We start from the raw sequence: 26,923 nt of genomic DNA on the forward strand, positions 1-26,923 counted from the left end.
GCCCGCGGCGGCCGGTACAGGAATTCCATGATTGACGCAGCCCCGTGCCACCGCTCCCCGCGGCCCGGCGCGGCCTGCGCGCGCGCGGCCGGTTCTGGCCCAACCGAATCCCGGCAACTGGTCCTATAGGCCCGGAATCGGGCTCACCTATAAAGCCGTGACCCCCAAACCCATTTCTCATCCGAGGAGCACAACCATGCGGTGGATCAAGCAGATCGCGATGTATTTCGCCCTGGCGGCGGCGCTGGTGCCGGCCGCGCAGACCGTGCAGGCCCAAAGCAAGAATGTAGTGATTGCTTACCAGGACATGGTCGTGCCCTGGCGCTATGCGCAGGACATGAAGGAGCTGGAAAAGCAGACCGGCTACACGGTCTCGTTCCGACAGTTCGGCGGCGGCGGGGACGTGATCCGCGCCATGGCCTCGGGCCAGATCGCCATCGGCGAAGCCGGCACCTCGCCGATCGCCTCGGCACTGTCGCAAGGACTCGATGTCGAGCTGTTCTGGATCCTGGACGACATCAACGCGGCCGAAGCCATGGTCGCGCGCAACGGCAGCAAGATCGCCAGCGTCGCCGACCTGAAGGGCAAGCGCATCGGCGTGCCGTTCGTATCGACCACGCACTACCACACGCTGGTCGCACTGGAGCGCGCGAAGATCAATCCGAAGGACGTGCGCATCGTCAATATGCGTCCGCCCGAGGTGGCCGCCGCATGGGAGCGCGGCGACATCGACGCCACCTTTATCTGGGATCCGGTGCTGGCCAAGCTCAAGCAGTCGGGCACGGTGCTGACCACCTCGGGACAGATTGCCGCCGACACCGGCAAGGCGACCTTCGACGGCATGATCGCCAACAAGAAGTTCGCGCGCGAGAACCCCGAGTTCATGGTCAAGCTGGTGCGCGTGCTGGCCGCGGCGGACGAGAACTACCGCAAGAACAAGGCGTCGTGGACCGCCGATTCGCCCATGGTGAAGGCCGTGGCCAAGGTCTCCGGCGCCAAGCCCGAGACCGTGCCGGCCAGCATGGCGCTGTACAGCTTCCCCACGCTGCAGGAGCAGGTCTCCGAGCGCTGGCTCGGCGGCGGCGCGGCGCGCGCGCTGCAGTCGGCGGCGCAGTTCCTCAAGGAGCAGGGCACCATCCAGACCGTGCTGCCGGACTATGGCCCCGGCGTCAACGCGGAATGGGCAAAGCGGGCGCTGCGCTGACGGCGCACTCCCTGTTGCTGAAGCTGGCTGCCGCGCGCCCCTGTTCGTGCGGCGGTCCCGGAGATCCTGTTGCGGAAGCCCATCATGTACCAACTCGAAATCGATAATGTCAGTGTCAACTACGGCACCGCCGGCGGCGCGAAGACGCTGGCCCTGTCGCAGGTCAATCTCACCATGGAGCGCGGCGATTTCGTGGTCGCGCTGGGGGCCTCGGGCTGTGGCAAGACCACCTTGCTGTCATGCATCGCGGGTTTCATGGAGCCGTCGGAGGGCGAGATCCGGCTGAGCGGCAAGCCCGTGCACGGCCCCGGCGCCGAACGCGGCGTGGTGTTCCAGAAGCATGCGCTGATGCCATGGCTCAGCGTCGAGGACAACGTTGCGCTGGGCCTGCGCCTGCGCGGCGTGTCCCGCGCCGAACGGCTGCGCATCGCCCATGAAAAGCTGGCCGCGGTCGGGCTGGAAAGTGTCGCCGCCAAGCCGGTGTACCAGCTCTCGGGCGGCATGCAGCAGCGCGTGGGGATTGCCCGCGCGCTCGCCTGCGATCCGGCGGTGATGCTGATGGACGAACCGCTGGGCGCGCTCGACGCGCTCACGCGCGAGTCGATCCAGGCACTGATCCTGAAGCTGTGGGCGCGCGAGCAGAAGATCGTCTTCTTCATTACGCACAGCGTGGAAGAGGCGCTGTTCCTGGCCACGCGGCTGATCGTGATGACGCCCTCGCCCGGACGCATCGCCCATACCTATGAACTGCCGTTCGCGCGCCGCTTCATCGAATGCGGCGACGCCCGCGCGGTCAAGTCCGACCCGGAGTTCATCCGCTACCGCGAAGAGATCGTCGACCTGATCCATGCCACCGCCTGAGGAGAACCAGATGTCCGCTACCGTCCAACGCATCGAGCCGCCGCCGCATGCCGGCGCGGCACCCGCGGCCGCACCGGGCCGCCCCATGAAGACCGTGTCGGGCTACCGCCTGCCAGGCGAAGGGTCCAGCTCGCGCATCTCCACCATCACCGTGGTGCTGCTGCTGGCGCTATGGTGGCTGGCCAGCCATCTGCGCTGGCTGCCGCCGCTGTTCCTGCCCACGCCCGAGTCGATCTTCACCGCCTTTGTCGATGCCTGGCAGGGCAACCTGCAGGGCGGCCAGCCGCTGACCGAGCATTTCGCGGCGAGCATGCTGCGCGTGTTCGGCGCGTTCGCGCTGGCGGTCGCCACCGCGGTGCCGATCGGCGTGATGATGGGCGTGTCGCGCATCGCCCGCGGCATCTTCGATCCGCCGATCGAGTTCTACCGGCCGCTGCCGCCGCTGGCCTACCTGCCGCTGATCGTGATCTGGTTCGGCATCGACGAGACCTCGAAGGTGCTGCTGATCTTCCTGGCCTGCTTCGCGCCGCTGGCGATGTCGGCACAGGCGGGCGTGCGCTCGGTCACGATCGAACAGATCAACGCGGCGTACTCGATGGGCGCAAGCCCGTGGCAGGTGGTGCGTCATGTGGTGATCCCGGCGGCGCTGCCCGATATCCTGACCGGCATGCGCATCGCCATCGGCTTCGGCTGGACCACGCTGGTCGCCGCGGAGATGGTGGCGGCCACGGCGGGGCTGGGCCAGATGGTGCTCAATGCGTCCAACTTCCTGCGCACCGACGTGGTCATCATGGGCATCGTGCTGATCGGGCTGATCGCCTATGTGTTCGACCTGCTGATGCGCAAGCTGGCCAAGTGGCTGGTGCCCTGGAAGGGGCGGATGTAAGGCAGGCGGCCCGGGGCCAGGCACGCGTGAACCCGCGCCTAGGCCCCGGCCATGGTCTCCGCTGTCACTTCCCAGCCAGCATCGATGCCACCGGGCAGCATCTGGCCGCGATCTTCACCCACTTCGCTGTCGATCAGCCGATTCAGCTTTTCATTCATCGCGAGTACCAGCTCCGCATGCCGTGCACCTTGCGCAGCCAGATTGGCTGTCTCGGACGGATCGGCCTGAAGGTCGTATAGCTCTACGTCGTTGAATCGGTAGAGCTCCTCAAGCGTCGCCGGGCGGTTGTGCTGCTTGGGAGAAAAGTAGCGCGCAAAACTGTAGCGCCCGTCATAGACGGCGCGTACGGCCCCGCGTTTCATCAGGTCGGGGCGAATCCCTGCATGCTTGAGCTGATCTGGCTTCCCGCCGCTCTGCATATAAGCAACTGCCTTGTTGAGGAAGTCGCCATCGATGTAGGCGAGCATGTTGTAGCAGAAAAGCGCCCCGTCGCGAATGGCATTCACGTCCGCCTTTTCGGGAGCCGCGAGCAAGCCAGAGAAGTCCTTTCCCGGAAGTCCTTTGACAATGCCCGCACGCCGGTCCTCCGCGACACCGGCCATGGCAACCAGCGTCGGCGCAATATCAAGATGCGAGGTGACCGCGCGGCACTGCCTGCCGCCCTGGTAAGCCGGGTGCGCAACGATCAGGGGAACGTTGTTCTGTTCCCGGTACGACACGGCGCCCTTGGCGTGAAGCTGGTGCGCGCCATCCATGTCGCCATGGTCGGATGTCAGGATCACGATCGTGCTGTCGGCGAGGCCTGCCGCGTCGAGCTCTGACAATACCGCCGCGATATTGCGATCCACGTCGCGGATACAGTTCAGGTAGTAGTTGTGGCGTCGCCGCCAGCGCGGGTCCTCGTTCGGGATCTCGCCGACCAGCGCATCGTGCGAGCGCAGGAAGTCTCGGTGCGCAGGCGGACGCCCCGGTGCGTCAAGGGCCTGCTTCCGGCTCGCCGGAAGCTCGAATTTCCACTGCCGGGCATACAACGGATCGACCGGGTCGCGCGCAACATGCGTGATGCCGCGCCGGGGCTGGACGGCCGTGCCGGGCGCATCGGTGTCATAGAACATCACGTCGTGCGGGTTCACCAGATTCAGCGCCAGGAACCACGGCTTGCCCTCGCCCGACAACTCCCGCCCCTTGCTGCGCAGCCAACTCACGCCCATCGCGCCGATGACCCCGTCATGGTCGTAGCCACCGCGGGTGTGGGCGATGATGTCGCCGATGCCGAAGTAATCCGAGAACCCATAGGATTCCATTTCCGCGGTGAAAATCCGGGTGGGCGTGCCGAGCTTGTTGACGGTCTCGAATTCCTTGTGCAGGTGCCATTTTCCTTTGTAGGCCGTGTAGTAGCCGGCGTCACGCAGCATGTCACCCACGGTCCTGATTTCCGTCGACATGCTGCCGATCCATGGAAAGTTCGTGTTGTCGAACATCCGTGTTTGCTGGATATGCTGGCCGGTATAGAGGACGGATCTGGACGGTGTGCAGACGCACGAGTTGATCCGGTGATTGACGAATGTCGTGCCACGCCGCATCAGGCGGTTGTGTGCCGGTAGCTCATAATCCGCTGGCAGTTCGCCGGGACGGAAGTAGCGTTCCTGGTCGACCAGGATGAAGAGGATGTTGTACGGCCGCGCTGGCGCACTGCCCCGGCCAGCCGGCTGGCCGGTTGCAGACAGACCAGGGGCGGCGCCGTTTGCTTCTTTGTCAGCGCCCGCGCCCAGGGCGATGGCGCCCAGGCCTGCGGCAGTCAGGAATGCGCGCCGGGTCAGTCTGAGAGTGCCGTCCTGGTTGCCGTCCTGGTTGCGGTCCTGGTTGCCGTCCCGATTGCGATCCCGATTGCGATCCCGATTGCGATCCTGATTGCCGTCCATGATCATCCTTCCGCAGGCAAAGCCTTCATCGAACGGATGCCATGCAAGCGCGACCGCCCGACACAACCCGGCGCGATGTGCCGGCGACGAACGTCAGATCATGGGACTCAGGCGCAGAGCAAACACCCAAGAGCAGTCTAGTCATCCCCATCTTTGCCGGCAAATATGCGCCAGGCTTCCCGCGCTTGTCTTTGTTGCCTGCCGCACGCTTGCCTCTTCTCCGGGAGCGCCGGGCTGGCGTAGCGCCTGCCGGACCCGGCCACTCGGCGCCCGGTATAATCGCGCTTCCACCCGATTCCCGCTGCCAGCCATGCACGTCCCGATTGCACGTGCCGCCGGCTCCGGGACTTCGATCTTGTGACAGCAGCAAGCCGATGATCCGCGTCAGCCCTCTCGCCGGCCTTTGCCTGGCAACCGCCGCTCTCACGTTCCCGGGCGCCGCGCAGGCCGCCACCGACATCGATTGCGACCCGTCAGCCAGGCCGCCCGGCATCAACGAGGCGCAGCGGATGATCTGCGAATCCGCTCTCTTCTCCATGGGCTACCAGCGCATCCACGCCGACCAGCAACGGCTGCTCAAGGCGGGCGCGATCACCCCGGCCGATGTCGCGGCGTTCCGCGGAAAGCGGGATCGGTGCGGCTCGGCCGCCTGCCTGGATGCGGTATTCCGGGAGTGGCGGGCTTTCGCGGCCCAGGCCCGCGCCAGGCCTTAGGCGCCGTCTGCTCAGCCCGCTGCGGAAGCCGCCCGATGCCGCCGGGCATGCCCGCCGCCCGGCCTTGATACAATCCCGGTTCACACAACGGCAGACATCATGGGCTTCGAACAACTGGCAGCACTCAGGGACCAACTCGCCAAGAAGGCGGCCGCCGAATCCAGGAAGGGCGAGCGCAAGGGCCCGCGCCAAGGCGCGGCCGCCGGCGCCACCGGCGACGCGTCCAAGGGCACGTCCAAGGGCGCATCCAAGGGCGCGCCGAAGCGCCCCCGTGACGGCGAGCGCACTGGCGCCAGTGCAAACACGCCCGCGGGCGCCAAGGGCCGCCGCGCGGCGCCTGCCGCGGCGCCGGCCAAGCCGGTCGATCCGGTGGTGCATTCCATTGCCCGGCTGCAGAAGCACTTCCCCAAGGCCTTCCCCAAGAACCCGGCCCCCAAGGTGCCGCTGAAGATCGGCACCTTCGAAGACCTGACCCAGCATGCGGCAAAGCTGGGCCTGGACGAGGCCGAGCTGCGCGAGGCGATCCGCACCTGGTGCAGCGGCGCGCGCTACTGGTCGTGCATGGTGGAAGGCGCCAAGCGGCTGGACCTGGACGGCAACGAGGCCGGCGTGGTCACCCTGGCGGATGCCAAGCGCGCCCAGCAACTGAAGGCGCGCCGCGCCGGCGCCGCGCGCCAGAAGGCCAAGGCTGCAGCGCCTGCAGCCGCTGCGGCGCCCGACGCTCCGGCCGCGGCGGAGCCAGCCGCGGCGCCTGCCGAGGCACAGGCACAGGCACAGGCGACGCCGGCTGCGCCTGATACCCCGGAAACGCCCTGACCCGCGCCGCCGGCCGTCCGGCGGCGCCTATCCCAGCACCGCGCGCGCGATCACGGTCCGCTGGATTTCCGACGAGCCCTCGTAGATGCGCAGGATGCGCGCATCGCGCACCAGCCGCTCCAGCGGCATTTCCCTCGTGAAACCGTAGCCGCCGTGGATCTGCAGCGCGGCATCGGTGACGAAGCCCACCATTTCCGACGCATAGAGCTTGGCCATCGACGCCTGCTCGGTAAAGGGCTCTCCGTCGCGGCGCCGCGCCGCGGCCTGCAGCGTCAGCAGCCAGGCCGCCTCCAGCCGCGTGCGCATGTCCGCGAACATCCATTGCAGGCCCTGCTTGCGCGCCAGCGGCTCGCCGCCCACCTGGCGCTGCCGGGCCCAGTCCACCGCGCAGGCCAGCGCCGCCTCGGCAATGCCCAGGCTGGTAGCGGCCACGTCTAGCCGGCTGTTGTCGAGCACCTTCATCGCGGTGCGGAATCCCGTGCCCTCAGGCCCCAGCCGGTTGGCGGCGGGCACGAAGCAGTCGAGCGCCACCTCATGGGCCGGCGCGCCATGGATGCCCATCAGTTTCTCGGCCGGCGCCACCTGCACGCCGTCGCTATGCCGGTCCACCACGAAGGCGCTGATGCCGCGCGTGCCCGCGGCCGGATCGGTCTTGGCATAGACCACGATAAAGTCCGCCGCCTCGGCATTGGAGATAAAGTGCTTGACCCCGCGCAGCCGGTAGCCATCGCCTTGCGGCGTGGCGCGCGTGGCCATGTCGGCCGGGTTGGAACCGGCGCGCGGCTCGGTCAGCGCGAACGCACCCAGCCGCGTGCCGGCCGCCGCGTCGGGCAGGTAGCGCGCACGCTGGCTGTCGTCGCCGCCGATCAGGATGGAATCGGTGGCCAGGTAATGCGCGCCGAGCATCGACGAGGTCGAAGCGCAGGCTTTGGCAACCTCCGCCAGCGACAGGATCAGCGCCACTGGCGAAGTCTCCGTGCCGCCCCACCGTTCCGGCAGGTTCATCCCCATCAGGCCCAGTTCGGCCAGTTGCGGCACATAGCGCGTGGTGGACGTTTCCGCGCGGTCCACTTCGGCCGCCTTCGGCGCCAGTTCGCTCTGCGCGAAGCGGCCGATGGCATCGGCGATTTCCAGGTCGCCCGGCTCGACGCCCAGTCGTTTAAGCATGTTGTTTCTCCTTGCTGAATTCGTGCGCGGCCAGGATGGCCCCGGTGTGCTGCCCCAGCTCAGGCGCGGGCGTGACACGGTTGGGGCCATACCCCGAGAACTTCACCGGCTGCGACGGCAGCCGCAGCGTGCTTCCATCCGGCCCGGCCACTTCGGTCAGCAGGCCGCGATGGACGGCCTGCTCGCTTTCCAGCGCCTGCCTGACATTGCGGATCGGCGCCACCGGAATGCCCGCCGCGCCCAGCACGCGGTTCACCTCGGCGACGGTCAGGCCTGACGACCACGCCTCCAGCCCGGCGCGCAGCGCGGGCTCGAAGCGGCAGCGCGATTCGTCATCGGCAAAGCGCGGGTCATGCGCCATCTCCGGGCAGCCGATGGTTTCTGCCAGCGTGTGGAACAGCTTGTTGTTGAGCACCGCCACCACGTAGAACCCGTCCGCGGCGCGGTACACGCCGAACGGCGCGGATGACGGATGGCGGTTGCCCACCCGCTGCGGCGCCCGCCCGGTGGCGGCATAGCGCGCGACCAGCGTCGCGCTCAGGCTCAGCGTCGCGTCGAACATCGAGACATCGACATGCGTGCCGCGCCCGTTCTTCTCGCGCGCCAGCAGCGCCGCCAGCACGCCCCATGAGGCAAAGAGCCCGCTGACCGCATCGGAGACCGCCTCGCCCAGCATGGTCGGCGCACCGTCGGGCGCGCCGGTGGCATCCATCAGCCCGCACATCGCCTGCAGGATGATGTCGTAGGCAGGCCGGTGCGATTCGGGCCCGGTCTGGCCGAAGCCCGACACGCTCGCATAGACCAGCGACGGATTCAGCGCCCGCAGCGCCTCGTAGCCGATGCCGAGCTTGTCCGCCACGCCCGGGCGGAAGTTCTCCACCACCACGTCGGCGCGGGCGCACAGCGCGCGGGCCAGCTCCAGCCCCGCCGCCGTCTTCAAATCGATGACGATGCTCTGCTTGTTGCGGTTCATCGCCGCGAACAGCCCGCTCCTGCCCCCGACGAAGGGCCCGACGGCGCGGTAGTCGTCGCCGCCGGGCGGCTCGATCTTGATCACCTCGGCGCCCAGGTCGCCCAGCAGCGCCGTGCAATAGGGCCCCGCCAGCACCCGCGAAAAATCGATCACGCGGATGCCGGCCAGCGGCAGGTCGGAATGGGGGGAATGGGTGGAATCGCTGGACGGATCCAAGGCTTGCTCCTCGATGGCTTGCAAGCGCATGGCTTGGGTTTCATGGCTTGCGTTTCAGTGGCTCGATTCTGCGCAGCGCAAGCTATCAAGTAAAATATGGAATTCGACTAGCACCTATAGGATTTTCTGATGCGTGTCTCGCTGCGCCGGTTGCGCTACTTCGCCGCGACCGCAGAAACCGGCAGCACCACGGCGGCGGCGCGGCTGCTGAGCGTCTCGCAGCCGTCTATCTCGGTCGCCATCCGCGAGCTGGAGACGCTGTTCGAGGAAGCCCTGTTTGCCCGCGACGCCGGCGCGCGCATGACCCTGACCCGCTTCGGCGTGCGCAAGCTGGCCGAAGCCCGCCACATCCTGGGCGCGGCCACGGCGTTCGAGGTCGACAAGAGCGGCGACGGTGCGGCCGGCGAAGTGCAGATCGGGGTTTTCCGCACGCTGGCGCCGGTCTACCTGCCGGTGCTGCTGCGCCTGGCGCGCGAGCGCTATCCCAACCTGGCGGTGCGTTTTGTCGAAGGCGACCTGGCCCAGCTGGAAGACTGGCTGCACGGGGGACAGATCGAGCTGGCGCTGAGCTACGACGTCGGCATGCCCGACGACCTCGAGCGCGAATTGCTGGCCGAACTGCGGCCCTACGGCCTGGTGCCCGCCGGCTCGCGGCTGGCGCGGCGCCGCGGCAGCATCTCGCTGCATGAGCTGGCGCAGGAGCCGCTGATCCTGATCGACCTGCCGCACAGCCGCGAATTCCTGATGGCGCCGTTCTGGCAATACGGGCTGCAGCCCGAGGTGCGCTACCGCGCCACCTCGCTGGAACTGGCGCGCGGCATGGTCGCCAACGGCCTGGGCGTGGCGCTGCTGATCACGCAGGCGCCCGCGTCATCGCAGATCACCGCCGTGGTGGAAAAGTCGATCCGTGAAGACACCGTGCGCCAGCCGCTGGTGATCGCCCGCGCGGCGCGCGCCACGCGCTCACGTGCCGCGGAACTGCTGGCCGAATGCGTGCGCGCCGCCGTGGCGGAGGCAACCGGCGCCCCAGCCCGCCCGCGCCCGCGCGTTGCCTGAGCCCCGCTCTCGCCAGCGCGACTGTGGTAGCGTGGCGCTTTCCGAATGGCCTGCTCCCATGACCGATTTCGACACCGACGCCCTGAAGCGGCTGGTCACCGTCACCATGCCCTTTGGCAAGCACAAGGGCACGCTGATCGCCGACCTGCCGGGCAACTACCTGAACTGGTTCGCGCGCGAGGGCTTCCCGCCGGGACAGATCGGCGCGCTGCTGGCGCTGATGCATGAACTGGATCACAACGGGCTCGCTTATTTGCTGAAGCCGTTGCGGGGCCACGACGCATCGCCCCAGTAAAACCAGCCCTCAGGTAACCGGCGCCGGATTGAACAACACCAGCGCATTGCGGATCTTCCAGTGCTCGGCCCATGACTTCTTGCCGCTGGCCACTGCCAGCAGCGTGTGGAACAGCTCCCAGCCCACGTCCTCGATGGTGGCCTCGCCGGTGGCGATGCGGCCGGCATTGACGTCCATCAGGTCGTGCCAGCGCCGCGCCAGGTCATTGCGCGTGGAGACCTTGATCACCGGCACTTCCGCCAGCCCGTACGGCGTGCCGCGTCCGGTGGTGAATACGTGCAGGTTCATGCCGGCGGCGAGCTGCAGCGTGCCGCAGACAAAGTCGCCGGCGGGCGTGGCGGCGTAGATCAGGCCTTTCTGCGTGACCTTTTCGCCCGGGCCGCTGACGCCGTGGATCGGACCGGTGCCGGACTTGACGATCGAGCCCATCGCCTTTTCGACGATATTGGACAGGCCGCCCTTCTTGTTGCCGGGCGTGGTGTTGGCGCTGCGGTCGACCTGCCCTTGCTCCAGGTAGCGGTCATACCAGGCCATCTGGCGCACCAGCGCGTCGGCCACCTCGGGCGTGGCGGCGCGTGCGGTGAGCTGGTCGATGCCGTCGCGCACCTCGGTGACTTCGGAGAACATCACGGTGGCGCCGGCGCGTACCAGCAGATCGGTGGCAAAGCCTACTGCCGGATTGGCGGTGACGCCGGAGAACGCATCGCTGCCGCCGCACTGGACCCCTACCACCAGGTCTGACGCGGGGCAGGTCTCGCGCCGGCGCGCGTCCAGGCGCGCGAGGTGCTTTTCCGCCGTCGCCATGATCGAATCGATCATCGAGGCGAAGCCCACGTGCTGCTCGTCCTGCAGGCACACCACGTCGGGTTCGCCCGCCTTCTGGATCGGGATGGTGCCGGCGCCGATCAGGCGCGCCGGCTGCAGCTTCTCGCAGCCCAGGCTGACGATCATCACCTCGCCGCCGAAGTTGGGGTTCAGCGCGATATTGCGGATGGTGCGGATCGGGATGCCGGCATCGGGCGCGTCGATGGCCACGCCGCAGCCATAGGTGTGCTCCAGGCCGACCACGTCGTCGACGTTGGGATACCTGGGCAGCAGTTCTTCCTTGATGCGGCGCACCGCGAACTCCACCACGCCCTCGACGCACTGCACCGTGGTGGTAATGCCCAGGATGTTGCGCGTGCCGACCGAGCCGTCGGCATTGCGGTAGCCCTCGAAGGTATAGCCATCCAGCGGCGGCAGCGGCGTCACGCGCGTGCCGACCGGCAGGTCCTCCAGCCCGGGGGCGGGCGGCATGCGGATCACGCGCTCGTTGACCCAGCTGCCGCGCGGGAGGTCCCTGAGCGCGTAGCCGATCACGACGTTGTAGCGAATCACCGCGTCGCCTTCGCGCAGGTCGGCCAGCGCGACCTTGTGGCCTTGCGGGACCGCTTCGGCCAGCACCAGGCCGCACGGGAAGGTGGTGCCTGCGGGCAGCCCGCCGTCATTGGCCACGATGGCGACGTTGTCGTGCGCGTGCATCGTGATGTAGAGGGGGCGCGATGCCTGCACTGCCACGGTAGGGGTCACTGCCATGTCTTCTCCAGCCTCGAAATTAATCAGGGCATGTGTTACGTTGTCTGACAACATTTTACAGACTTCATCGCTTCTGCGGCTGCGGGTTATCCCTCAAAACACCCGAATCCGGGAGATTTGCGTCGCACATTCTGCCGATGTTGTACGACAACATACGAAAAGGAGGCAACACCGCGATCAGACAAAAGCAACCTTTGCTGCACTGCAAAATGACCGTCCCCTGCGACATGGCCTATAAGAGTGCAACCGGTTTCATGCCAGACGGCACCGGCCAATCCACGCGCCGGCCCTGCGCAACACCCCGCCCGGCTTTGAATTCCGTTCCGCATCGCCTGGCCGTTCCCGCGGCCAGCCACACGACAGGAGGCATGACTCATGCGCTGGAAGCAACGTCCGCAAGGTTCCAACTGGGGCGACTTCGGCCCCGACGACCAGCTCGGCCGCATCAACCTGATCGGGCCCGAACAGGTCATCAAGGGCGCGCGCGAGGTGCAGGCCGGCCTGAGCTTCTGCCTGTCGCTGCCGCTGGACTACCCCGGCGGCAACAAGCTCAATCCCCGTCGCCATCCTCCGGTGCTGCGGCCGACCTTCCGCGACGACTCGCCGTACACCAACTTCCCGCTGGCGAAGATGGATCCTGCCGCGACCGATGTCATCAGCGACGACCAGGTGCTGATGTGTCTGCAGTACAGCACGCAATGGGACGCGCTGGCGCATGTGGGCGCGCTCTTCGACGCCGACGGCGATGGCCGCGCCGAGCGGGTCTACTACAACGGCTACCGCGCCAACGAGCATATCGTCGGGCCGGTCGACTACGCCGAGGACGACAACTTCGCGGCGCACCCGTGCGGCCACGACCACAGCGCGGCGCACGCGCTCGGCATCGAGAACTTCGCGGTCAAGGGCATGCAGGGACGCGGCGTGCTGGTGGACCTGGCGCATGTCTTTGGCATGGACTTCCGCAACGTCGGCTATGACGACCTGATGCGCGCAATGGAGGCCGGCAAGGTGGCAGTCGAACGCGGCGACATGCTGCTGCTGCGCACCGGCTTTGCCGAAGTGGTGCTGTCGATGCAGCGCGAGCCTGACGAGGGCGTGCTGCATCACAGTTGCTGCGCGCTCGACGGGCGTGATGACAAGCTGCTGAACTGGATCACCGATGCGGGCATCGCGGCGCTGATCGCGGACAACTATGCGGTGGAGCGGTACCCTGCCCGCCCGGCGCCGGATGGCCAAGCGCACCATCCTTTGCTGCCGCTGCATCACCATTGCTTGTTCAAGCTGGGATTGCCGCTGGGGGAGCTGTGGTATTTGCGGGAGCTGGCGGACTGGCTGAGGGCGAATGGGCGGACGCGGTTTCAGTTGACGGCGCCGCCGTTGAGGTTGCCCGGGGCGGTGGGGTCGCCGGTTACGCCGGTTGCCACGGTGTAAGTGTTCGGGATGCTTCCGAACTGCGGTTGGGTGCCGAACTTGACTCGCGCTGCTGTTTTGCCGGCGTAGCCGGCGAAACAGACCCACTACATCGCGCCCGGCCGCCCCGCTTCCCTACCGCCGAATGAACGCCGCAATGACGGCACTGATAATGCAACTGGCGGCCACGATAGGAAATACCAGCGAGGTATTACCCGACTGGTCCAGGATGCGACCGATCAGCGGTTCCCCAAGGCCCGCGAGCAGATAAGAGAAGAAATTGAGAATGCCCGTAGCCGTGCCCGCCCGCTTCGCCCCCACCAGATCCGGACACAGTGCCCAGAACGACGACGCCGGACCATAGACGAAGAAACCCGCCAGGAACAGCGCGACGATGGCACCCATGCCCGTGGGCAACTGGTACATGACCATCGATGCCATCGCCCCCAGTACCATGTAAAGCATGATCGCCTTGCTGCGGCTCGAGCCGAACAGCCGGTCCGAGATCCAGCCGTTGGACAGCGCGCCGAACGCCATGCCCACCGGCAGCGCCACCGAGATCCAGGCCGGGTCGATCAGCGTCTCGGCGGTCTTCCAGTTCTTGCCCAGGAAGTGCACCGGCACCCAGACGATCAGGCCGTAGCGCGCCGCGTTCTGGAAGCCGATCGACAGGCCCGCGATGATCAGGCGCGGGTTGCGCAGCACAGCCTGGTAGCGGGACCACGAGCTTTCCTCGGCGTCGGTCTCGACCGCGGTGGCGTGGTCCGCGTCCTCGCGCCTGGCCACGCCGGTGTCAGGCGACCTGAAGCCGAGCTCCTCGGGCCGCTCGCGCACGATCAGGTAGAACGTGATGCCGCCCAGCAGCATCAGCAGCACCGGCAGGCGGAAGATCCAGCGCCAGTCGAGCTGCAGGATGTTCACCACCACGATCGAGGTCACGAACGACAGCACCGACGCGCAGCCGGCCGCGAACACATAGAAGCCGTAGACCTTGCCGCGCTCGCCCGCGCCCCACCAGTTCGACAGCAGCCGGCTGCCCGGTGCCCAGCCCAGCGCCTGGAAGTAGCCGTTGATGCCCCATGGGATCGCCAGGCTCTTGAAGCCGACGGCGAAGCTCACCACCCAGTTGGCCGCGCATGACAGGACCGCGCCGGCGGTCATCACGCGGCGCCCGCCGAACTTGTCGCCGAGGTTGCCGTTGATGGCCTGGCCGATGGCGTAGCACCACAGCAGGCAGGTCGAGGCCCAGCCCAGCGCCGTCTTGGACAGGCCGAACTCTTCCTGGATGCCGGGAATGGCAAAGCCGAAGGTCTGCCGCCCGGTGTAGAAGAAGAAATAGCAAAACATCGCGGCCAGCAGCATGCGCCACTGCGCGCGCCGGAACGATTGCTCGGCGGGCGCGACGAACGCCCCTGCCTGGATGCGATCGGCAGTTTCCATGGTTGTCTCCTGTTGTATTGTCGGCCCGTTTGCCGGGCTCATGTGGGCGGGTAAACGCTGGCCGCGGGGAACCGCTACGCAGGCACGGCGCCGATGAAGTTCCTGCCGCGTGCCCCGTCCAGCGCGCGCGCGATCATGGCGCCGGCCTCGTCGTCGCTGACGCCGTAGTCGGCAAACTCGGTCTTCACGCCCAGCCCCTGCAGGAAGCCACGCAGGCGCTGCTGCGCGGCGGGCAACGACGGGCCGAACAGCCGCTGCAGCGTGCGGTCGCGATCGGGGCGGCGCGCCCAAGCCTTTTCCAGCACCAGCGGCAGCGTGAACGAGCAGGCAATGCCGTGCGGCACGCCGTGGCGCAGCGTCATTTCGTAGGAGATCGAATGCGCCAGCGCAGTCTTGGTGTTGGAGAACGCCAGTCCGGCCTTGAGCGCGGCCAGCGCCATGCGCTCGCGCAGCGCCAGGTCATCCAGGTTCCGCGCCAGTTGCGGCAGCGTGTCGAAGATGTCCTCAACCGCCGACACCGCGAAGGTGTCGGAGACCGGGTTGGCGTTGACGTTCCAGATCGATTCGAGCGCGTGCGAGAGCGCGTCGAGGCCGGTGGCGATGGTGGTGGCGCGCGGCACCGACAGCATCAGCTGCGCGTCGACGATGGCCGCCGCGGGCCAGGTCTGCGGCAGGTGCAGCGAGTATTTTTTCTGGTTCGCCGCATCCCAGATGGTGGCCCATGGCGTCACTTCGCTGCCGGTGCCGGCGGTGGTCGGCACCGCGATCAGCGGCCTGGCCTGCGCCGGCGTGAAGGACTTGCCGCTCGCCAGCAGGCTGATCAGCGAATCGAACCGGCCCGAGCGGGTGCCGACCATCAGCGCCTTGGCGGTATCGATGGCGCTGCCGCCGCCGACCGCGACGATGGCGTCGCAGCGGTCGGCATGTTCCCAGAAGCGGTGGTACAGGCCGGACAGCTGTGCCACATCGGGGTTGGGCTGCACGTCTTCGATCAGTCCGGCCAGGTCCGCGCCCAGCAGCGCTTCCAGCCGCGCCACCAGTCCCAGCGCGCGCGCTTCGGGGAAGGTCACGACCACGGCGCGCCGGCCGTGGAGCAGGGCCGGCAACTGGTCGAGCGCGCCGGCCCCGCAATGGATCGACACGGGGTTGTGGTAGGCGTGAATCATGGGGTCTCCTGGGTCCTGGCTTCGGGTAGCGTTGGGGCCGCGGCCTGCGCCGCGCGCCCGGGTTGCCAGAAGTGTGGGAGACGCCAAAGCCCCGGTCCAATCGCATCTTTGATACCCGGCTGCGCCAAAACCGATGGATCGCCGCGGCGCCGCGCCGGCCTCGGGGAAACCCTGTACGCGTCGGCGCGCGGCTGTGGGAGACTCGCCGGACACGCCGCCGCAGCGGCGGCCAGCCCCCATCCAAGACTCCGCCGTCCATGTTCCACCAGTACTACAAGTCGATCCGCTGCTTCCATGCGGTGGCGCGTACCGGCGGCTTCACCGCCGCGGCGCAATACCTGCATATCGGACAGCCTACCGTGACCGACCAGGTCAAGGCGCTGGAGACGCGCTTCGGCGTGGAACTGTTCGTGCGCAGCGGACGCGGCGTGCGCCTGACCGAGACCGGCGAGCGGCTCTATGCGATCACGCAGGGGCTGTTCGGGCAGGAAGAGGAAGCCATGCAGTTCCTGCACAGCGCACACAAGCTCAAGACCGGGCTGGTGCGGGTGGGCGCGGTGTCACCGCCGATCGCGCTGGGGCTGGCGCGCAGTTTCCGCCGCGCGCATGCGGCGCTGGAGCTGACCGTCACCATCGGCTCGGAGGCTTCGGTGCTGCGCGGGCTGCAGGACTTCGACATCGACGCCGGCATCCTTGCCGAGCCCGACCCGGTGGCGGGCCTGCATGTCGTGCCCTATCGCAGGGAACGCATCGTCGCGGTGATGCCGGCGGGCCATGCGCTGGCGGGGCGCACGACGGTCACGCTGCGGGACCTCGCCGGCGAACCCGTGATCCAGCGCGAGCCGGGCTCGAAGACGCGCGACCGCGTCGAGCGCGCGTGCGCGCAGCATGGCGTGGCACTGCACTGCGTGATGGAGATCAACAGCCGCGAGGCCATCCTGCATGCGGTGGCAAGCGGCATGGGGCTGAGCTTCGTCACCGAAATCGAATGCATCCCCTTGCCGGGGCTGCAGGTGGTGCCGGTGGACGAGCCGCTGCTGTCGATCGACTATTCCCTGTGCTGCCTGGGGGTGCGCAAGGAGCGGCCCTTGATCTCGGCGCTGTTCGCGGTGGCGCTGGGCGGCGGCTGAGACTGGGCCCTGGCGCGCTCGAGCTCGCGCTCGCGCTCGGCCGCGGCTTCGTGGCGGCGCGAACCGTAGCGGCGCGCGTACTGCCAGGTGAACTCCGCCCCCAGCAGGAAGATCTGCGCGGAGTAGTACACCCACAGCAGCAGCACCACCAGCGAGCCGGCGGCGCCGTAGCCGTTGGCGACGCCGCTCTTGCCGATATACAGGCCGATCAGGAACTTGCCCAGCGTGAACAGCAGCGCCGTCACCGCCGCGCCCAGCCAGACGTCGGGCCAGCGCACCTTGGCGCGCGGCATGATCTTGTAGATCATGGCGAAGATCACCGTGATCAGCACCAGGCTGACCACGGTGTCGAGCACATGGGCGATCAGTTCCTCGGCCCCGAACAGCGGCCCCCACAGGCGGTTGAGCGCGGAGATAGCCGCGCTCAGCAGTAGCGATACCACCAGCAGGAAGCCCACGCCCAGGATCAAGCCGAACGACAGCAGGCGCGCGCGCAGCAAGGCGAACAGGCCCGAGGTCTTGCGCCGCTCCGGCACCTCCCAGATCCGGTCCAGCGCCGACTGCAGTTCAGCGAACACCGTGGTCGCGCCGATCAGCAGCACCACCACGCCGACCACCGCGGTCAGCGCGCTGGCCGCGGGCTTGCTGACCGCCAGCAGCATCGCCTCGACGGTCTTGGCCCCTTCCGGGCCGAGCAGCCCCTGCAGCTGCGCCACCACTTCGCCGCGCGCGGCCTCGTGCCCGAACACTACGCCGGCCACCGAGATCACGATCAGCAGCAGCGGCGCGATCGAGAACACCGTGTAGTAGGCCAGCGCCGCGCCCATGCTGGGCGCGTAGTCTTCCACCCAGGCGTTGACGGTATCCCGCAGCAGCCCGTAGAGCGCGCGGGGCGAGGACAGCAGAACCGACGAAATGGAAGGCATCGCTCGATCCCCAGTCACGATACTGCCCTGCCCCCGCAATTCCCGTTCCTGCCCGCGGCCATGTGCTGCGGCGATGGCAGGCGCGGCGCCACGGCGCCGCCAGGGCGCTACCGGCGCCGCCCCGGGCAGCCGCGAGTGCGTCAGGCCCGCGCCGGCCTGGCGACCCCGCAGTGCCGGATCGCGTGCATTCTTTACAACGCCCGCCTCACGGCGCCTGCATCGACACCCCGTAGCCGCCGAAGATGCGGGCCAGCTCGCCGTTGCCACGCAGCGTGTCCAGCGCTGACTGCAGCGCCTCGGCCAGCTCGCGTTCGCCGGCCTTGACCGCCATGCCGACGGCCCACCCGCGCGCCGGCAGCAGCGGCGCGCTGATCTCGCTGGCGGCATAGCGGCTGGCGGCGTGGCTGCCGGCCTTGAGCGCGCTTTCATACTGCGCGCGCGTCACCAGCGCGGCGGCGATCTCGCCGGAGAACAGCGCGTGCAGCGCCTGGCCGGGTTCGGGGTAGATCCTGACCCGGTCGCGCAGCGCGCCGCCGCCGGCGGACAACAGGGCGTTGGCCCCGGCCGAGCCCGCGGCGGCTCCGGTCGGCTGGCCGGCCAGGTCTTCCAGGCCGCGCACGTCCGGTACCCGCTCGCGGTCCCGCACCAGCACGAAGGTCTCGCGGTAGTAGGGGGCGACGATCAGCGCCTTGTCGTTGGCGCGCATGAAGGCGCGGTCGACCGGCACGTGCAGCATCACGTCGGCCGGTCCGTAGCCCAGGTAATGGCCGCGCCAGACCATCGCGCGCAGGTCGTCGGCCATGTTCTCGTCGGCATCGAACGGCAACAGCGCCACGGACAGGCCCAGCGCCTTGCCCAGCGCTTGCGCCAGCGCCACGTCGATGCCGGCGTACTGGCTGCCGGCCAGCGACGAGAACGGCGGCAGGCCCTTGTACACCGCCACCTTCAGCGTGCCGGCCTGGCGGATCCGGGCCAGGTCGGCATGCGCCGGCGACACGCCGAGCAAGGCGGCGGCAGCCAGCAGGATGCCGCCAAGCCAGCGCAGCATCCGCGCCGAAGGTGCGGGCAGGACGGAAAAGGTAAGCCGTGGGCCGCGGACAGGGCTGTCAGGCATGGCATTGCTCCAGTTGGACGAAGGGGACCGGCGGCATCGACGGCGTTGGCGCCGCGCTTACTCGTGGCGCGATTCCAGGTAGGTCTTGATGGCCCAGACCGCCTCCTGGCTCAGCACGCCGTCGAACGGCGGCATGTAGACGCGGCCGTCGCGGGTGCGGCCCTTGCGCACGGTGGTGGCATAGAACTGCGAGATCTCGCTCTGGCAGGCCTGCTTCTTCTTGGCGTCGGCCAGGGCGACGCAGTCGCCGTCCAGCTTGCGCAGGTCGGGGGCGATGCCGCCCGACACGGCCTCGAGCCCGTGGCAGCGCGCGCAGTTCTGGTTGTAGGCCGACGAGCCGATGCGCAGCGCCTCTTTGTGCGCATCGCCGCTGCGGTAGGGATTGTCCGGACGCCATTCGTCGCCCAGCTGTGGTAACGCTTTGGTATCGACAGCCTGGGGCGTGACATCGCCGTGGGCCAGCACCGGGCCGGCGGAAAAAGCGGTCAGGGACGCGCAAAGCGAGAGCAAGGCGAGCAGGCGGTGCTGCGTTTTCATGGATGTCTCCTACAGTGATGGGGCTGGCTTATGTTTGCTCCCATTTCCGCAAGAGCCATACCAAGGCGGCGGCGCGGCACAAATACCGCCGAAGTGCCGCGTTTGCCGGGCAGAATTCGCCCCGGCAACGTTGCGGTGCCGCCGCGGTGTCCCGGAATGCCACACCCTGGCAAGTGTTTTGCTTCACCACGCAACACTGCCGAGTCCGCGCCTGGCGCGGCCGGCGGCGACCCGCGCAAAGATCGCGGGCGGATTTTCCACAAGGAGACCGAGACATGACCATCCAGCCGGATCCGGCCCGTCCGCGCGCGGACGCCCCCGGTGACGCCGGGCACGAGCGTGCCGAGCTGATTGCCCAGGCCCACCAGCGCTCGGAGTCTTATGGCCTGCGCCCCTATGAGTCGCCCGATTTCTGTCCGGTGCTGCAGAGCGAGCTCAAGACCCGGATCGAACGCAGCCAGTCGCTGTTCACCTATGCCCTGCCGGTGATGGAGACGCTGCACGACCAGATCGTCGACACCCAGAGCATGATCGTGCTGACCGACGCCGATGGCCTGATCCTGCACGCCATGGGCGACGACGACTTCCTCGCCCGCGCCGACAAGATCTCGCTGCGCCCCGGCTCGGAGTGGTCGGAGGCGCGCCGCGGCACCAACGCCATCGGCACGGCGCTGGCCGAGAACCGCGCCACGCTGGTCCACGGTGCCGACCATTACCTCGAGGCCAACCAGTTCCTGACCTGCTCGTGCATGCCTATCCTGGACCCTTACGGCAAGACCGTGGGCGCGCTGGACGTGACCGGCGACCAGCGCGGCTTTCACAAGCACACCATGGCGCTGGTGCGGATGTCGGCGCAGATGATCGAGAACCAGCTGTTCGGCAATGCCTTCCGCGACATGGTGTGCATTCGCTTCCATTCGCGCGCCGAATTCCTCGGCACGCTGGTGGAGGGCATCGTCTCGTTCACGCCCGGCGGACGCTTCCTGTCGGCCAACCGCAGCGGGCAGTTCCAGCTGGGCCTGTCCAACGGCGCGCTGCAGGCGCATACCTTCTCGTCGCTGTTCGGGCTGTCGATGTCGCAGCTGTTCGACGCGGCGCGCGCGGCCCATGCGGGCATCGTCCCGTTGCACCTGCCCAGCGGCGTCAAGGTCAGCGCGCGCGTGGAATGGAAAACCCCGGCCGCGGCGCTGTCCGGCGGCACCGAGGCACGCCACGCGGGGGCGGGCGGCGCCACCGGCATCCCGCGCAGCCTGGCGGCGGGCCCGGCGCCCTCGCCGGGGCTGGATGAACTGGACACCGGCGACGCGCAGATCCGCACCGTGATCGGCAAGCTGCGCAAGGTCATCGGCAAGGACATTCCGGTGATGGTGCTGGGCGAGACCGGCACCGGCAAGGAGCTGATGGCGCGCGCCATCCATGCCGACAGCGGGCGCCGCGCCGGTCCCTTCATCGCGGTCAACTGCGCCTCGATCCCGGAGAACCTGATCGAGTCGGAGCTGTTCGGCTACGAGGAAGGCGCCTTCACCGGCGCGCGCAAGAAGGGCGGCATCGGCAAGATGCTGCTGGCCAACGGCGGCACGCTGTTTCTCGACGAGATCGGCGACATGCCGCTGCACCTGCAGGGCCGCCTGCTGCGCGCGCTGCAGGAGCGCGCGGTGTCGCCGCTGGGCAGCAGCAAGGTGATCCACATCGACGTCTCGGTGGTATGCGCCACCAACCGCAACCTGCGCGACCTGGTCGCCAGCGGGCAGTTCCGCGAAGACCTGTACTACCGCCTCAACGGACTGGTGGTGCGGCTGCCGGCGCTGCGCGAGCGCAGCGACCTCGACGTGGTCGCCGGCAAGCTGTTGCACCAGCAGCACGGCGGCGGAGCGGCCGGTGCGGACAACCACGCGCCCCGCATCAGCGACGCGGTGATGGCACTGTTCCGCCGCTACCACTGGCCGGGCAATATCCGCCAGCTGGGCAACCTGCTGCGCACCGCGCAGCTGATGGCCGAAGGCGAAGCCGAGATCACCGAGGAGCACCTGCCCGACGATTTCCTCGATGACCTGCGCGAGGCGCAGGCACAGGCGCCCGCGGCCGCGCCGGCCGTGGCGATGGCGCAAGGCATGCAGCCCACGCGGCTGGCCGAGGTCGAGGCGATGGCGATCGTGGCCACGGTCAAGGCCCACAACGGCAATATCTCGGCGGCAGCCAAGGCGCTGGGGATCTCGCGCAACACGGTCTACCGCAAGATGGAGGAGGCACGCGGGCTGCCGCAGCAGTCCGGCTGACCCGGCACGCGCATGCCGGCTTCAGGCCGGCGGCTCGCCCTGCATCCACGCGTCTTCCAGCTGGCGCCAGGCGCGCTGCAGGTTCAGCGGATGGCGCGTCGGGAAATGGCGCCAGTGGCGGAACGGCCCGGCCGCCACGGCATCGGCCGCCTGGGTTGCATCGCGACCCGCCGCCAGCGCGGCGCCAATGCCGTGCGCGAGCGCATCGAGATACGCCAGCGTCGGCACCAGCGTCTGCGCAGGCGTGCCGGTCGCGGTGGCTACCACGATGTCCGCCGGCAGCGCGATCAGTTGCCGCAGCGCCTGGCGCCAGCCTTGCAGCGAGGCTTCCTGCATCTCCGGCACGCGACCGCGGTACGCCAGCCCTCCCGCGCACAGCAGCCGCAGCTGCGGCGCGTGCAGCACGGTATCCGACGCGCTGTGGGCAGGCGCATGCACCTGCACCTGCCACACCGTTCCGCCCGTGTGCAGCCAGGCGCCGTGCTGCAACGCCGGCTCCGGCAGCACGATCGCGGTACCGCGCATGGCCGTGCGCCCGAGCTGCGCGCTCAGGCTGGCCAGACAGGCCTCGCATCGTTGCCGCATCAACGCGGCGGTGGCGGCCGACGCCAGGAACCGCGGTCGCGGCCGCAGCCCGGCAAAGGCGGCATTGGCCAGCACGTTCTCGGGATGGGCGTGGGTGTTGACCACCCAGCGCACCGGCTGCGCCGTCAGCGCCCGGATCGCGCCGAGCAGCGCCCTGCCCCACGCCGCCTGCGGCCCGGGATCGACCACCAGCACCCCTGCGCGCGTGACATGGACCAGAGTCGGCACCACCGCGCCGGCGTTGGCGCGCATGGCTTCGGCGTTGTCGGCGCGGGCGACGTAGACACCGGGCCGCAGCGGGTCCAGCACGACCCGCGTGCCGGCCGCCGTGGCGGGCCGCCAGGCGCCCAGCGCCAGCGCCAGCGTGGTTCCGAGAAAGGCACGGCGCGTAGCCATCAGCGCTGCCAGGCGCTGGCGCGGATCGCGTGCGCGAGTGCGTCGCGCATGGCGCCGTCCGCCAGGTGCCCGCCGTCGACCCAGGCCAGCCGCGCGGCCGGCATGGCGTGCCGCAGCCGCAGGGCGTTGGCGGGCCGGCACACCGCGTCGGCGCTGCCATGCAGCAGCGTCACCGGCAGGCCGTGCGCCGCGATGTTCCGCGCCGCGCGCAGCAACGCCGGCTTGCCCAGCCCGGCGCGGTGGCGCAGGTAGTGCGCCTGGATGCGGTATTTGCGTACCGTGGCCAGCCGCTCGCGTGCGGACTGCCGGCGCCGCTGTGCAACGTCGCGCAGGCCGAGCCGATCCAGCTCGAGCCGGCGCCACGCCGCCGCGGTGTCCCGTTTTTGAACAGTCGTCCCACTTTGCAACAGTCGGGACACCGTCAGCAGCCGGGCGCGCGCCTCGGGCAGCCGCTCGCCCGCCGGCGCGACGCGGCGCAGCAGGCCGCCGCCGGCGCGCGGTGCAAACAAGCCCAGCACGTCGTCGCGCCCGGTCAGGAACGCGCCGCGCAATACCAGCGCGGCGACCGCATGCGGATAGCGCGCGGCATAGGCCAGTGCCAGCGCCGCGCCCCACGATCCCCCGACCACGCCCCAGCGCGCGATGCCCAGGGTCGCGCGCAGCTGTTCCAGGTCCGCCAGCAGCGCGCCGACATTGTTGCGCCGCAGGCTGCCTGCCGGGGTCGAGCGGCCGGCGCCGCGCTGGTCGGGCATCGCCACGCGGTGCCGCTGCGGGTCGAACCATGCCGCCATCGACGCGGCACAGCCGCTGCCCGGCCCGCCGTGCAGGACCAGCCAGGGCTCGCCGTGCGGCGGGCCGCTCAGCCGCACATGCAGGCGCTGCGCGTCGGGCGTGCGCAGGTGGAAGACGGTGTGGTCCAGGGTGGCGTCGGGCATGGTTGTTGCCTTTCCAGGCATTGCGGCAGACACGCTGCCATGCCGCAACGCTAATCACTAACCATGCCAAAGGAGACCGACATGACCTGGACCACGCCCGCCTACACCGAGCTGCGGCTCGGCTTTGAAATCACGATGTATATCGCCAACCGCTGACCGGCCGCGGCGTGCCGCGGGCGGGCGCCGCTGCCGGCGCCTGCGCGGGCGGCCGTGATCCCCCCTCGAGCGCTCGCGCCATGACAACCATCCGGGTACTGGGATCGGCCGCCGGCGGCGGCTTCCCGCAATGGAACTGCAATTGCCGCAACTGCGACGGCGTGCGCCGCGGCACCGTGCGCGCCACCCCGCGCACGCAATCGTCGATCGCGCTGTGCGGCGACGGCCCCGATGCGATCCCCGACGCGATCCTGGTCAATGCCTCGCCCGACATCCTGCAGCAGTTGCGCCAGACCCCCGCGCTGCAACCCGCCCGTGCCGGGCGCGACACCGCGATCGCCGCGGTGCTGCTGATGGACGCGCAGATCGACCACGTCACCGGCCTGCTGATGCTGCGCGAACACCGCCGCGCGCTGCCGCTCTATGCCAGCGCCAGCGTGCTAGAAGACCTGGCCGGGGCGTTCCCGCTGACGCGCATCCTGTCGCACTACTGCGGACTGCAGTGCCATGTGTTGCCCTGCGACGGCACGGCGTTCTCGGTGCCGCCGCTGGATGGCGTGGCGCTGACCGCGGTGCCGCTGCAAAGCAAGGCGCCGCCGTACTCTCCCAGGCGCCACGCACCGCAACCCGGCGACAACATCGGCCTGCGCATCGAAGACCGCCGCAGCGGCCGCAGCGCCTTCTACGCGCCGGGCCTGGGCCAGGTCGACGACCATGTGTTCGCGCAGCTGCGCCGCGCCGACGTGGTGCTGGTCGACGGCACCTTCTGGCGCGACGACGAAATGCAGGCACTGGGCTACTCCGCGCGCAGCGCCGCCGACATGGGCCACCTGGCCTTGTCCGGGCCGGGCGGGATGATCGAGGTGCTGGACCGCCTGCCCGCCCGCCGCAAGATCCTCATCCACATCAACAACACCAATCCGGTGCTGGCCGAAGACTCGCCCGAGCATGCCGAGCTGGCCCGGCACGGCATCGAGCTGGCCTACGACGGCATGGAAATCGCGCTATGACAGCCACCGTTGCCTGGACCCCGGCCGAATTCGAGGCGCGCCTGCGCGCCCGCGAAAGCGCCTACCACATCCACCATCCCTTCAACCGGCGCATGGCGGCGGGCCAATGCACGCCCGCGCAGATCCGCACGTGGGTGGCCAACCGCTTCTACTACCAGGCCAGCATCCCGCTCAAGGATGCCGCGATCCTGTCCAACTGCCCCGACCGCGCCACGCGCCGCGAGTGGGTGGTACGCATCCTCGACCATGACGGCACCGACACCGAGCCCGGCGGCATCGAAGCCTGGCTGCGGCTGGGCCAGGCCGTCGGCCTGGAGCGCGACGCACTGCTGAACCACCGCCAGGTGCTGCCCGGGGTGCGCTTCGCCGTCGACGCCTATGTCAATTTCGCGCGCCGCGCGCCGTGGCAGGAAGCGGTGTGCTCGTCGCTGACCGAGATGTTCGCGCCGAAGATCCACCAGGAACGGCTGGCCGGCTGGCCCACGCATTACCCGTGGATCGAGGCCGGCGGACTGGACTATTTCCGCTCGCGCATCCCGCTGGCGCAGCGCGATGTCGACCATGGCCTGCGCGTGACGCTGGATCATTTCCGCAGTGCCGCGCAACAGCAGCGCGCACTGGACATCCTGCAGTTCAAGCTCGACGTGCTGTGGTCGATGCTCGATGCCATCCAGCAGGCCCAGCCATGACCGCCGGCACCCAAGACCTCGCCACCCCGACCCTGCACCGCACCTTTCGCCTGCAGTGGGAGGACTCGCAGCAAAGCTGGGTGCTGCTGTATCCGGAAGGGATGGTCACGCTCAACGACAGCGCCGCCGCGATCCTGCAGCGCTGCGACGGCAACCATACCCTCGACATGCTGATCGACGACCTGCAGGCCGCCTTCGGCGTGCAGGGCATCGCGCCGGAGGTCCATGCCTTTGTCAAACATGCCACCGAACGCGGCTGGCTGGTCTGAGCCGGCGCCGCCCGGCCCGCCGCTGTGGCTGCTGGCCGAGCTGACCTACCGCTGCCCGCTGCACTGCGCGTTCTGCTCCAATCCGGTCGACTATGCCCGCCATGCGGAGGAACTGGATACCGCGCAGTGGTGCGACGTGTTCACCCAGGCACGCGCGCTGGGCGCGGTGCAGCTGGGCTTGTCCGGCGGCGAGCCGCTGCTGCGCAAGGACCTGGAAACCCTGGTGCGCCATGCGCGCGGCCAGGGCTTCTACACCAACCTGATCACCTCCGGCGTGGGGCTGACCGACGCCCGCCTGGCGGCGCTGCGCGACGCGGGCCTGGACCATATCCAGCTGTCGTTCCAGGACTCCACGCGCGAGCTCAATGACTTCCTGTCGAGCACGCGCACGTTCGAGCTGAAGCAGCGCGTCGCCAGGCTGATCAAGGCGCACGGCTATCCGATGGTGATGAACTGCGTGCTGCACCGGCACAACCTGCCGCACGTCGGCACCATCATCGAGCTGGCCTTGCAACTCGGCGCGGAATACCTGGAGCTGGCCAATACGCAGTATTACGGCTGGGCCTGGGAGAACCGGCTGGCGCTGATGCCGACGCGGGAACAGCTGCGCGAGGCCGAGGCCGTGGTGCGGCAGTACCGCGCGCGCATCGGCCGGCAATGCCAGATCCTGTTCGTGGTGCCGGATTATTTCGAGGAACGGCCGAAGAAATGCATGAACGGCTGGGGCACCACCTTCCTGGGCGTGGCGCCCGACGGCACCGCGCTGCCGTGCCATGCCGCGCGCATGCTGCCGGAACTGGCGTTGCCCAACGTCAAGACCGACACGCTGCGCCAGATCTGGCAGCACAGCGACGCCTTCCGCCGCTTTCGCGGCACGCAGTGGATGCCGCAACCGTGCCGCTCGTGCGAGCACAGCGAAGCGGATCTTGGCGGCTGCCGCTGCCAGGCCTTCCTGGTCACCGGCGATGCCGCCGCGACCGACCCCGCCTGCGCGCAGGCGCCCGGGCACGGGCGGTTGCGCGAGATCGTGCTGGAGGGCCGGCTGGCGGCGGCGCAAGCGCGCGAGTACCCGATGGTGTTTCGCAGCGACGGCAACTCGCTGAGATTGAGCGCAGGGCGCGGCGAGCGTTGAATCAGCGCCCGCGCCGGCGCCGCCGCACGCGGGTCTTGCGCCGCCCGCCCATGACCGCGACGGGGCCG

At 68.9% G+C, this 26,923-nt stretch carries 26 protein-coding genes; 15 read left to right on the plus strand and 11 right to left on the minus strand.

Features of this window, described 5'->3' with window-relative positions; all coding sequences use genetic code 11:
• The first annotated feature begins 196 nt into the window (after positions 1-196).
• The 3 genes from tauA (at position 197) to GA0116996_RS15185 (ending at position 2,951) form a co-directional block, all read left to right on the plus strand.
• Positions 197-1,204 carry a taurine ABC transporter substrate-binding protein gene (tauA, locus tag GA0116996_RS15175; protein ID WP_092313052.1) on the plus strand — a complete coding sequence of 336 codons (1,008 nt, stop codon included), beginning with the start codon at positions 197-199 and terminating at the stop codon, positions 1,202-1,204.
• A gap of 84 nt (positions 1,205-1,288) precedes the next feature.
• On the plus strand, positions 1,289-2,065 hold the full coding sequence (locus tag GA0116996_RS15180) for a taurine ABC transporter ATP-binding protein (RefSeq protein WP_092313055.1): 777 nt from the start codon (positions 1,289-1,291) through the stop codon (positions 2,063-2,065).
• A 10-nt stretch (positions 2,066-2,075) separates the two neighbouring features.
• Positions 2,076-2,951: an ABC transporter permease subunit gene (locus tag GA0116996_RS15185; protein WP_092313058.1), complete on the plus strand. Its 876-nt coding sequence runs from the start codon at positions 2,076-2,078 to the stop codon at positions 2,949-2,951.
• 38 nt (positions 2,952-2,989) lie between these two features.
• Here the strand turns inward: GA0116996_RS15185 and GA0116996_RS15190 are convergent, their stop codons facing one another.
• A complete protein-coding gene (locus tag GA0116996_RS15190) occupies positions 2,990-4,873 on the minus strand; it encodes a sulfatase family protein (RefSeq protein ID WP_092313363.1) in 1,884 nt (627 codons plus the stop codon).
• Between the two features lie 374 nt (positions 4,874-5,247).
• Here GA0116996_RS15190 and GA0116996_RS15195 point away from each other — a divergent pair, with 374 nt between their 5' ends.
• Together GA0116996_RS15195 and GA0116996_RS15200 are read left to right on the plus strand one after the other, a co-directional pair.
• On the plus strand, positions 5,248-5,586 hold the full coding sequence (locus GA0116996_RS15195) for a hypothetical protein (protein WP_092313061.1): 339 nt from the start codon (positions 5,248-5,250) through the stop codon (positions 5,584-5,586).
• A gap of 99 nt (positions 5,587-5,685) precedes the next feature.
• The gene (locus tag GA0116996_RS15200; protein ID WP_092313064.1) at positions 5,686-6,402 is read left to right on the plus strand and encodes a ProQ/FinO family protein; all 717 of its coding nucleotides are present in this window, start codon (positions 5,686-5,688) and stop codon (positions 6,400-6,402) included.
• Positions 6,403-6,429: 27 nt separating this feature from the next.
• Here the strand turns inward: GA0116996_RS15200 and GA0116996_RS15205 are convergent, their stop codons facing one another.
• Both GA0116996_RS15205 and GA0116996_RS15210 read right to left on the minus strand, forming a co-directional pair.
• Positions 6,430-7,569, minus strand: a complete 1,140-nt coding sequence (locus tag GA0116996_RS15205; RefSeq protein ID WP_092313067.1) for an acyl-CoA dehydrogenase family protein — start codon at positions 7,567-7,569, stop codon at positions 6,430-6,432.
• Positions 7,562-8,788, minus strand: a complete 1,227-nt coding sequence (locus GA0116996_RS15210) for a CaiB/BaiF CoA transferase family protein (RefSeq protein ID WP_244159882.1) — start codon at positions 8,786-8,788, stop codon at positions 7,562-7,564. The genes GA0116996_RS15205 and GA0116996_RS15210 overlap by 8 nt, the downstream gene beginning before the upstream one ends.
• Positions 8,789-8,887: 99 nt before the next feature.
• Here GA0116996_RS15210 and GA0116996_RS15215 point away from each other — a divergent pair, with 99 nt between their 5' ends.
• Both GA0116996_RS15215 and GA0116996_RS15220 read left to right on the plus strand, forming a co-directional pair.
• Positions 8,888-9,814: a LysR family transcriptional regulator gene (locus GA0116996_RS15215; protein ID WP_092313070.1), complete on the plus strand. Its 927-nt coding sequence runs from the start codon at positions 8,888-8,890 to the stop codon at positions 9,812-9,814.
• Positions 9,815-9,872: 58 nt separating this feature from the next.
• Positions 9,873-10,109 carry a DUF3820 family protein gene (locus tag GA0116996_RS15220; protein ID WP_092313073.1) on the plus strand — a complete coding sequence of 79 codons (237 nt, stop codon included), beginning with the start codon at positions 9,873-9,875 and terminating at the stop codon, positions 10,107-10,109.
• A gap of 9 nt (positions 10,110-10,118) precedes the next feature.
• Here the strand turns inward: GA0116996_RS15220 and garD are convergent, their stop codons facing one another.
• Complete coding sequence (gene garD, locus GA0116996_RS15225; RefSeq protein WP_092313076.1) at positions 10,119-11,684, minus strand: galactarate dehydratase; 1,566 nt, start codon at positions 11,682-11,684, stop codon at positions 10,119-10,121.
• 375 nt (positions 11,685-12,059) lie between these two features.
• Here garD and GA0116996_RS15230 point away from each other — a divergent pair, with 375 nt between their 5' ends.
• Complete coding sequence (locus tag GA0116996_RS15230) at positions 12,060-13,115, plus strand: cyclase family protein (protein ID WP_092313080.1); 1,056 nt, start codon at positions 12,060-12,062, stop codon at positions 13,113-13,115.
• A 114-nt stretch (positions 13,116-13,229) separates the two neighbouring features.
• Here the strand turns inward: GA0116996_RS15230 and GA0116996_RS15235 are convergent, their stop codons facing one another.
• Both GA0116996_RS15235 and psrA read right to left on the minus strand, forming a co-directional pair.
• Entirely contained in the window at positions 13,230-14,534 is a 1,305-nt protein-coding gene (locus GA0116996_RS15235) for an MFS transporter (RefSeq protein ID WP_092313084.1), read from the minus strand.
• Positions 14,535-14,608: 74 nt separating this feature from the next.
• The gene (gene psrA / locus GA0116996_RS15240) at positions 14,609-15,700 is read right to left on the minus strand and encodes an iron-containing alcohol dehydrogenase PsrA (RefSeq protein ID WP_092313087.1); all 1,092 of its coding nucleotides are present in this window, start codon (positions 15,698-15,700) and stop codon (positions 14,609-14,611) included.
• A gap of 257 nt (positions 15,701-15,957) precedes the next feature.
• Between psrA and GA0116996_RS15245 the strand changes: the two genes are divergently transcribed.
• A complete protein-coding gene (locus GA0116996_RS15245; protein WP_092313090.1) occupies positions 15,958-16,830 on the plus strand; it encodes a LysR substrate-binding domain-containing protein in 873 nt (290 codons plus the stop codon).
• On the opposite strand, the gene GA0116996_RS15250 is transcribed toward GA0116996_RS15245, so the two are convergent.
• The 3 genes from GA0116996_RS15250 to pedF all read right to left on the minus strand — a co-directional run bounded on the left by GA0116996_RS15250 (position 16,749) and on the right by pedF (position 19,407).
• The gene (locus GA0116996_RS15250; RefSeq protein ID WP_092313093.1) at positions 16,749-17,756 is read right to left on the minus strand and encodes a YihY/virulence factor BrkB family protein; all 1,008 of its coding nucleotides are present in this window, start codon (positions 17,754-17,756) and stop codon (positions 16,749-16,751) included. The two genes, GA0116996_RS15245 and GA0116996_RS15250, sit on opposite strands and share 82 nt — an antisense overlap.
• Before the next feature lie 205 nt (positions 17,757-17,961).
• A complete protein-coding gene (locus GA0116996_RS15255) occupies positions 17,962-18,870 on the minus strand; it encodes a substrate-binding periplasmic protein (protein WP_092313096.1) in 909 nt (302 codons plus the stop codon).
• Positions 18,871-18,927: 57 nt separating this feature from the next.
• A complete protein-coding gene (gene pedF, locus GA0116996_RS15260; RefSeq protein WP_092313099.1) occupies positions 18,928-19,407 on the minus strand; it encodes a cytochrome c-550 PedF in 480 nt (159 codons plus the stop codon).
• Positions 19,408-19,682: 275 nt separating this feature from the next.
• Here pedF and GA0116996_RS15265 point away from each other — a divergent pair, with 275 nt between their 5' ends.
• Positions 19,683-21,683 carry a sigma-54-dependent Fis family transcriptional regulator gene (locus GA0116996_RS15265; protein ID WP_092313102.1) on the plus strand — a complete coding sequence of 667 codons (2,001 nt, stop codon included), beginning with the start codon at positions 19,683-19,685 and terminating at the stop codon, positions 21,681-21,683.
• Positions 21,684-21,704: 21 nt separating this feature from the next.
• Here GA0116996_RS15265 and GA0116996_RS15270 read toward each other — a convergent pair whose 3' ends face one another.
• Together GA0116996_RS15270 and GA0116996_RS15275 are read right to left on the minus strand one after the other, a co-directional pair.
• A complete protein-coding gene (locus GA0116996_RS15270; RefSeq protein ID WP_208601252.1) occupies positions 21,705-22,664 on the minus strand; it encodes an MBL fold metallo-hydrolase in 960 nt (319 codons plus the stop codon).
• Positions 22,664-23,599, minus strand: coding sequence for an alpha/beta fold hydrolase (locus GA0116996_RS15275; RefSeq protein ID WP_092313105.1), 936 nt, complete (start codon positions 23,597-23,599; stop codon positions 22,664-22,666). Before GA0116996_RS15275 ends, GA0116996_RS15270 begins: the two co-directional genes overlap by 1 nt.
• Before the next feature lie 81 nt (positions 23,600-23,680).
• Between GA0116996_RS15275 and pqqA the strand changes: the two genes are divergently transcribed.
• From pqqA to pqqE, 5 genes are all read left to right on the plus strand, one after another.
• Positions 23,681-23,755, plus strand: a complete 75-nt coding sequence (gene pqqA, locus GA0116996_RS15280; RefSeq protein WP_012355514.1) for a pyrroloquinoline quinone precursor peptide PqqA — start codon at positions 23,681-23,683, stop codon at positions 23,753-23,755.
• An 80-nt stretch (positions 23,756-23,835) separates the two neighbouring features.
• Complete coding sequence (pqqB, locus tag GA0116996_RS15285; RefSeq protein WP_092313108.1) at positions 23,836-24,765, plus strand: pyrroloquinoline quinone biosynthesis protein PqqB; 930 nt, start codon at positions 23,836-23,838, stop codon at positions 24,763-24,765.
• The gene (gene pqqC, locus GA0116996_RS15290; RefSeq protein ID WP_092313111.1) at positions 24,762-25,454 is read left to right on the plus strand and encodes a pyrroloquinoline-quinone synthase PqqC; all 693 of its coding nucleotides are present in this window, start codon (positions 24,762-24,764) and stop codon (positions 25,452-25,454) included. Before pqqB ends, pqqC begins: the two co-directional genes overlap by 4 nt.
• Positions 25,451-25,723: a pyrroloquinoline quinone biosynthesis peptide chaperone PqqD gene (pqqD, locus tag GA0116996_RS15295; protein ID WP_012355511.1), complete on the plus strand. Its 273-nt coding sequence runs from the start codon at positions 25,451-25,453 to the stop codon at positions 25,721-25,723. The genes pqqC and pqqD overlap by 4 nt, the downstream gene beginning before the upstream one ends.
• Entirely contained in the window at positions 25,695-26,855 is a 1,161-nt protein-coding gene (pqqE, locus tag GA0116996_RS15300) for a pyrroloquinoline quinone biosynthesis protein PqqE (RefSeq protein ID WP_207781261.1), read from the plus strand. Before pqqD ends, pqqE begins: the two co-directional genes overlap by 29 nt.
• Positions 26,856-26,923: the final 68 nt, after the last annotated feature.

Source organism: Cupriavidus alkaliphilus (assembly GCF_900094595.1).
Lineage (GTDB): Bacteria > Pseudomonadota > Gammaproteobacteria > Burkholderiales > Burkholderiaceae > Cupriavidus > Cupriavidus alkaliphilus.

What these genes read in the sequence shown, in the direction of transcription:
- tauA (WP_092313052.1), top strand. Translation starts at nt 197, where the DNA reads ATGCGGTGGATCAAGCAGATCGCGATGTATTTCGCCCTGGCGGCGGCG.
- GA0116996_RS15180 (WP_092313055.1), top strand. Translation starts at nt 1,289, where the DNA reads ATGTACCAACTCGAAATCGATAATGTCAGTGTCAACTACGGCACCGCC.
- GA0116996_RS15185 (WP_092313058.1), top strand. Translation starts at nt 2,076, where the DNA reads ATGTCCGCTACCGTCCAACGCATCGAGCCGCCGCCGCATGCCGGCGCG.
- GA0116996_RS15190 (WP_092313363.1), bottom strand. Translation starts at nt 4,873, where the DNA reads ATGGACGGCAATCAGGATCGCAATCGGGATCGCAATCGGGATCGCAAT.
- GA0116996_RS15195 (WP_092313061.1), top strand. Translation starts at nt 5,248, where the DNA reads ATGATCCGCGTCAGCCCTCTCGCCGGCCTTTGCCTGGCAACCGCCGCT.
- GA0116996_RS15200 (WP_092313064.1), top strand. Translation starts at nt 5,686, where the DNA reads ATGGGCTTCGAACAACTGGCAGCACTCAGGGACCAACTCGCCAAGAAG.
- GA0116996_RS15205 (WP_092313067.1), bottom strand. Translation starts at nt 7,569, where the DNA reads ATGCTTAAACGACTGGGCGTCGAGCCGGGCGACCTGGAAATCGCCGAT.
- GA0116996_RS15210 (WP_244159882.1), bottom strand. Translation starts at nt 8,788, where the DNA reads ATGCGCTTGCAAGCCATCGAGGAGCAAGCCTTGGATCCGTCCAGCGAT.
- GA0116996_RS15215 (WP_092313070.1), top strand. Translation starts at nt 8,888, where the DNA reads ATGCGTGTCTCGCTGCGCCGGTTGCGCTACTTCGCCGCGACCGCAGAA.
- GA0116996_RS15220 (WP_092313073.1), top strand. Translation starts at nt 9,873, where the DNA reads ATGACCGATTTCGACACCGACGCCCTGAAGCGGCTGGTCACCGTCACC.
- garD (WP_092313076.1), bottom strand. Translation starts at nt 11,684, where the DNA reads ATGGCAGTGACCCCTACCGTGGCAGTGCAGGCATCGCGCCCCCTCTAC.
- GA0116996_RS15230 (WP_092313080.1), top strand. Translation starts at nt 12,060, where the DNA reads ATGCGCTGGAAGCAACGTCCGCAAGGTTCCAACTGGGGCGACTTCGGC.
- GA0116996_RS15235 (WP_092313084.1), bottom strand. Translation starts at nt 14,534, where the DNA reads ATGGAAACTGCCGATCGCATCCAGGCAGGGGCGTTCGTCGCGCCCGCC.
- psrA (WP_092313087.1), bottom strand. Translation starts at nt 15,700, where the DNA reads ATGATTCACGCCTACCACAACCCCGTGTCGATCCATTGCGGGGCCGGC.
- GA0116996_RS15245 (WP_092313090.1), top strand. Translation starts at nt 15,958, where the DNA reads ATGTTCCACCAGTACTACAAGTCGATCCGCTGCTTCCATGCGGTGGCG.
- GA0116996_RS15250 (WP_092313093.1), bottom strand. Translation starts at nt 17,756, where the DNA reads ATGCCTTCCATTTCGTCGGTTCTGCTGTCCTCGCCCCGCGCGCTCTAC.
- GA0116996_RS15255 (WP_092313096.1), bottom strand. Translation starts at nt 18,870, where the DNA reads ATGCCTGACAGCCCTGTCCGCGGCCCACGGCTTACCTTTTCCGTCCTG.
- pedF (WP_092313099.1), bottom strand. Translation starts at nt 19,407, where the DNA reads ATGAAAACGCAGCACCGCCTGCTCGCCTTGCTCTCGCTTTGCGCGTCC.
- GA0116996_RS15265 (WP_092313102.1), top strand. Translation starts at nt 19,683, where the DNA reads ATGACCATCCAGCCGGATCCGGCCCGTCCGCGCGCGGACGCCCCCGGT.
- GA0116996_RS15270 (WP_208601252.1), bottom strand. Translation starts at nt 22,664, where the DNA reads ATGGCTACGCGCCGTGCCTTTCTCGGAACCACGCTGGCGCTGGCGCTG.
- GA0116996_RS15275 (WP_092313105.1), bottom strand. Translation starts at nt 23,599, where the DNA reads ATGCCCGACGCCACCCTGGACCACACCGTCTTCCACCTGCGCACGCCC.
- pqqB (WP_092313108.1), top strand. Translation starts at nt 23,836, where the DNA reads ATGACAACCATCCGGGTACTGGGATCGGCCGCCGGCGGCGGCTTCCCG.
- pqqC (WP_092313111.1), top strand. Translation starts at nt 24,762, where the DNA reads ATGACAGCCACCGTTGCCTGGACCCCGGCCGAATTCGAGGCGCGCCTG.
- pqqD (WP_012355511.1), top strand. Translation starts at nt 25,451, where the DNA reads ATGACCGCCGGCACCCAAGACCTCGCCACCCCGACCCTGCACCGCACC.
- pqqE (WP_207781261.1), top strand. Translation starts at nt 25,695, where the DNA reads ATGCCACCGAACGCGGCTGGCTGGTCTGAGCCGGCGCCGCCCGGCCCG.